This window comes from Schinkia azotoformans LMG 9581, from assembly GCF_000307855.1.
Lineage (GTDB): Bacteria > Bacillota > Bacilli > Bacillales > Bacillaceae_J > Schinkia > Schinkia azotoformans.
Genome location: NZ_AJLR01000050.1, coordinates 1 through 5,451 on the forward strand (window position 1 = coordinate 1; position 5,451 = coordinate 5,451).

The 5,451-nt window shown below is 32.3% G+C and carries 5 protein-coding genes; all 5 read left to right on the plus strand.

The annotated features are described in order from the left end of the window. The first annotated feature begins 1,564 nt into the window (after positions 1-1,564). The 5 genes from BAZO_RS22405 to BAZO_RS09870 all read left to right on the plus strand — a co-directional run bounded on the left by BAZO_RS22405 (position 1,565) and on the right by BAZO_RS09870 (position 5,347). Entirely contained in the window at positions 1,565-1,717 is a 153-nt protein-coding gene (locus BAZO_RS22405; RefSeq protein WP_004431166.1) for a hypothetical protein, read from the plus strand. An 18-nt stretch (positions 1,718-1,735) separates the two neighbouring features. Then, positions 1,736-2,089, plus strand: coding sequence for a hypothetical protein (locus BAZO_RS09855; protein ID WP_004431169.1), 354 nt, complete (start codon positions 1,736-1,738; stop codon positions 2,087-2,089). Beyond that, on the plus strand, positions 2,076-2,453 hold the full coding sequence (locus BAZO_RS09860; RefSeq protein ID WP_004431173.1) for a hypothetical protein: 378 nt from the start codon (positions 2,076-2,078) through the stop codon (positions 2,451-2,453). The genes BAZO_RS09855 and BAZO_RS09860 overlap by 14 nt, the downstream gene beginning before the upstream one ends. 277 nt (positions 2,454-2,730) lie before the next feature. Next, positions 2,731-3,774, plus strand: a complete 1,044-nt coding sequence (locus BAZO_RS09865) for a Fic family protein (protein ID WP_004431176.1) — start codon at positions 2,731-2,733, stop codon at positions 3,772-3,774. A 364-nt stretch (positions 3,775-4,138) separates the two neighbouring features. Beyond that, positions 4,139-5,347, plus strand: a complete 1,209-nt coding sequence (locus tag BAZO_RS09870) for a hypothetical protein (RefSeq protein ID WP_004431179.1) — start codon at positions 4,139-4,141, stop codon at positions 5,345-5,347. Positions 5,348-5,451 lie beyond the last annotated feature (104 nt).

Sequence of the window (5,451 nt, forward strand, 5' to 3'; positions counted from 1 at the left end):
GAAATACAATATGACATTGCTTACCAACTGAAAGATGCGATTAGATTAGAATTGAAGGCATTTGTTATATCCCTTCCCCAAAGGGCAGATGATGCAATTCGAAAAAATCCAGATTTAAAACGATTATCAACAGCCGCAAAATCCAAATGAACAAAATGATGTAGTTTATAAAAGGCTGAAATAGAACCCTATAATTTCCTTGATGAATTCAACACTGATATTGATTCTAGAAAAAATATAAATCAACAAAATTATGCATTAAAGTCAGGTATCATTGTTTTGGAAATAAAGTCTTATTATGCGGGCAGTGGTATAGCGCCATTAAATCTAACATCACAATATATAACAAAATCACAATTTGGTAACGAAATATTTTATCAGAACAGAAAATAATAAATGCAGAAATAAACGATCAATAGGTCCACTGGGACTACTCCCTGCGAAAAGCTTGGGTTGTCTTTTTGTTTAAATTTAATTTATGATTGCGGTTAGTTCATGATACAATCTTTTTATATAGATTGATGATAAGTTTATGGAACAGACCGAAGGAAGTTGATGATTATGGCATGGTCATTATTTTTGTCTTTTATGTTAGGAACGATTGGTCTAGCATTTTTACCGTACTTTTTGAAAAACGGTAATTATATTGCTAGTATATTATGGGCTATATTGATAGTTTTATCTTATTTTCTATTTTAATCGACAACTGCCACATGTCAATCAACTATAAACAATAGGTGAAAAGCGTACTTGTCGTTTATTGTTTTTCGGTTGAACGGGTTTGGTATATGGTAAAATGAAATTAAGAGTTATTTGATAAAGTGTATGTTCCAGAATCAGTCCTCAAAGAATTAACATCAAGTTTTGATGAAAAGGATTTTGGTAGAAGAGAAATCCTTGAAGCCCTAAAAGAGGAAAAAGTAATCATCCATTCGGTAAAGGATGAAGTTTTATTTTTCTGTTTTTTTACTATTTGTTAACCACGATAATAGCCCGAATATAAAAACAAAAAATAAAGTATGTATTAAGTTTTCAATCCACTGAAATGTACTATCTCTATAGTAATCAAAAAATACCAATACAATGAATATGCCTACGAATAAAATTAAATTGAGCACTAGGTTACGCATAGATCCTCCTCCTGATTTTCAATACATTTCATTATAAACAAACTTTCCAGCACCTTTATAAACCACATTTCCCAATATTACCAAAACCGAATAATTTTCATAAACTGCCTCCGCGTTACTGTTATAAATATTGATTGGGGAATTTTTCGTATTCCACTAAAAATAATATGTAATAATAATTTTATAATATTCGGCATTCAATGCAATAGATTCGGGATAAATAGCCCAAAATCCAGGATGAATTTGAACAACAATTAATAAGTGATAGGTGGCTACCCATTGCAGAGAGCTCTAGATTGGATGTAATCGAAGAAGCTTTTGTGCCTTTGTTCCCCTTAGTATTAATGATATAATGGGAATAAAGGAAACTCAGGATAGAGGCGGGGTAATATGACTAATTCTAATAATATTGGATTAATGGATAAGAAAAAAAGTTGTTAGAGGTTTTTGATTATCTAAATGAAAGATTAAAAGAGAATCAATTACAACTGGAGATCACGATTTACGGGGGCTCTATCATGACAATGGTCTATGATAATAGACCTGCAACGAAGGATATTGACTGTGTATTTAGTGAGATTAATTGAAAATTATTAGCAAACATATTGGACCAAGTTCGCTTTGTTTTTCAACTTTCTGATGGCTGGATAAATGAAGAGATAAAGGAGCCGCTAAAGTCGATTTTAAAGGAAGACAAGGAAACTTATAAAGTATACTCGAACCTCAAAATATTAAAACCTAAGGCGGAACAATTGTTGGCTATGAAGGTTTTGGCGGCTAGACCGGAACCTGCCAAAGATTTTATTGATGCTTATTTATTATGTAGGGAATTAGAAGTTACATCTAAAACAGAACTTATAAATATCGTCAAAGACTATGTACCATTAAGCCTTCTTGGGGAAAGACAACTGAATTTAATTAAATATTTGGGAGAGGATTTAGACTATGATTGGGAATAAGTATTTAAAATCTTTATTTGAGTACCCTGATGAAGATACCAGTTTAAATCAGCTTCTGGAATTGCTTAAATCAAAAGATACGGAATTTATTGGCAGCTTAAGGGAGCCGGTAGATTTAGACCAATGCGATGATAAGGAATTGGAATATTTGACAAAAGTAACGGCTTTAATGGATTACTACTTACAAATTTACGATATCGAGGTCCCGAGTTGGTTTAGAGACGAGAAATTAATGTTCGATAAACCTTATTATCATTCTAAAAGAATTAGTGATTTTGAAAGATTACGATTGCAATATACAAGTCCTGCTCCGTTTAGAACAAGGAATGTCTTTTTTGATTTAAATGGTATTGAAAGAGTATAGGAAGCAAATTCCAGTATTTGAGGAACCATAATTTGACGAGAAAAGTTAAATACACGAGGTAGCCATTAAAAACGACAAGGACAGGACATACTTGTCGTTTATTTATTTTTAAAAATATTATATTATTATCTCACTTTTTAACATACTCAATCTCTTGTAGAATGAATATGTCTATATTACAATAAACATATTCATAAACTAATTCATTATAGGAAAATATACATAAAGTATATAAAATGATTATAATTAGACTATTAACTTTTCAAGAGGTGAAGTAATGAGAACATTTCAATATGAACAATTAAAGCAATTAATGATGCCGATGGAAACAGTGAATTTAATAGCTAAAATCAATGAATATAAAGGTAAGCAAGAGCTATATAAACAACAAGCGCCGCAAATTTTAGAAACACTAAAAGATGTAGCAGTCATTCAATCCACCAAGGCGTCTAATGCCATCGAAGGGATTATTATTACAGATAGTAGATTAAAAAGTATCATGCAAAATGATATTGATTTGAAAGATCGTTCAGAGGGTGAAATTGCTGGCTATCGAGATGTATTACAACTTGTTCATTCCTCATATGATGCTATTCCTATAAGAGAAAGTGTAATTTTACAATTACATAAAGAATTGTATCGTTATAATCCAATCGAAGGCGGACGATGGAAAAACGTTGATAATGTTATCAGTGAAACATTTGTAGATGGCACGAAGCGTATTCGCTTTCAACCTCTTTCTGCATTCGAAACACCAACTGCGATGCAGAGATTGTGTGAAGAGTTGAGGGAGCGAATGGTGAAAACAGATGTAGAGCCTCTTATTTTAATTAGTATTTTTATATTAGATTTCTTATCCGTCCATCCCTTTAATGATGGGAATGGGAGAATGGCGCGATTATTGACCTTATTATTGTTGTATAAATTCGGCTACGAAGTAGGTCGTTATATTAGTTTGGAAAAAATCATTGAAGAGTCGAAAGAAGATTATTATGAATCATTAAGAACATCTTCTATCGGTTGGCATGAAAATAAAAACAATATTTTCCCATGGTTGAATTATTTATTAGGTACATTTATTGCAGCGTATAAAGATTTAGAAAGCCGAGTCGGCATTATTGAAACGCAAATAGGCGGAAAAAGCCAACGAATCCATGACTATATCGAAAAGAAACTGGGCTATTTCACAAAAGCAGATATTCGTAACGCTTGTCCAGATGTTAGCGAAGCAACCATTAATCGTGTGTTAAATGAACTAAAAGTACAACAGGTCATTGAACCTATAGGGTTGGGTAGAAATGCGAAGTGGAGGAAATTATAAGGAGTATAGGTACTATGTTCGCTAACGCTGGTTTAGAAGGCTCTGTTATCGTAGAGCCTCTTAAAAATGAAGTAGTTGTTTGCTGACATCCCTGAGAAAGAAGCTCCAGAAATGCCTGACATGGGCGGCATGGGCGGTATGGGGATGATGTAATCCCAAATAAAAAGACTACTTCCTACTTTGTGTAGGAGTAGTCTTTTTTTGTTTATGAGCTTCTCATTTTTTAAAGAAAAAGGTATTAAAAGGTATATAATTAACCGTTTAGGTAAAAAAAGGTATTAAAAAGGGGTAATAATGTTATAATTAGTGTAAATTCAGGCTATGTTATTAATATTAAGCTATTTTTAGGGAGGGGAAGCAGATTATGAGAGCGGTTCGGTCAAATGAAGTTTTTAATCCAGGAGCCTTTCCAAAACATACCTATGTTATACGTAAATCACTTGATACACGTTTTACTTATGAATATCGATTAGAGCAAGCACTTCATACAGTTGGTTTTCTGACCTCAATCATAGGTCCTTCAAAGACAGGAAAAACAGTATTGGTTGAAAAGGTAGTTGGTATAGATAAAAGAGTCTTATTCTCGGGTTCAGACTTTAAGAATGCAAATGATTTTTGGGAAGTAGTAGCAAAAAAAGTAGGACTTTCAATTGAAGGAGACCTTATCAATACTAACACAACTCAAGGTACAGGAGTTGCAGACAATATTGAAACGAGGTCAACTACGACTAAACAGAAATTTTTTACTGGCAAAGATAAAGTTATAGAGTATTTTAAACAAAATAATAAAGTACTAGTCTTAGATGATTTTCATTATGCACCTGAAGAAATACAATATGACATTGCCTACCAACTAAAAGATGCGATTAGATTAGAATTGAAAGCAATTGTTATATCCCTTCCCCATAGGACAGATGATGCAATACGAAAAAATCCTGATTTAAGTGGAAGATTAAATTTAATATCGATAGAACCTTGGAAGATTGAAGAATTAAGGGAAATTGCTACTACTGGGTTTGATAAATTGGGAATAAAAATAAGTGACGACATCGTTACAAATTTAGCTCAAGAAAGTTTAACATCTCCACAATTAATGCAGTCCATTTGTTTTAATTTATCATTTTATTTAAACATTGATGAAAATGAGGAAATTGATTCAATAACTGATAAATCAGTGCTCAAGGATGCATATAATTTAATCACTGTAAATCTACCATATAGTGAAGTCGTAAAGAAATTAGAAGCTGGGCCAAACCCAAGGGGGCAAAAAAGAAAAACATATGCATTAACTACTGGTGAAAATATTGACATATATAGTCTTTTAATTAAAGCAATTGCGGAAGATCCACCGATTACAAGTATATCCCTGGATGAAATTAAAAGGAGAACAGATTTACTAATAGGAAGTAATGATAAACCTGACAGAAATAAAGTAAAAAACACAATAGAACAAGCATTTTCCATTATTAAAGCAAGTGATGCGTTCTATCAAGTGTTTGAGTGGAAAGATAATCAAATTTATATCTTAGAGCCTTTATTCTTATTTTATTTAAGATGGGGAACTCATATATAGAATAACCAACCATTACCTAATCCTTTAAAGGGGTGAATTGTTTTGTCATCCGATGAACTAATTGTAGAACAAGAGGATATTATAAACTCAACTTTCGCACCAAT

Bases quoted from the DNA above. Each gene is read 5' to 3' on its own strand.
- BAZO_RS09860 (WP_004431173.1), top strand. From the start codon at position 2,076: ATGATTGGGAATAAGTATTTAAAATCTTTATTTGAGTACCCTGATGAA.
- BAZO_RS09865 (WP_004431176.1), top strand. From the start codon at position 2,731: ATGAGAACATTTCAATATGAACAATTAAAGCAATTAATGATGCCGATG.
- BAZO_RS09870 (WP_004431179.1), top strand. From the start codon at position 4,139: ATGAGAGCGGTTCGGTCAAATGAAGTTTTTAATCCAGGAGCCTTTCCA.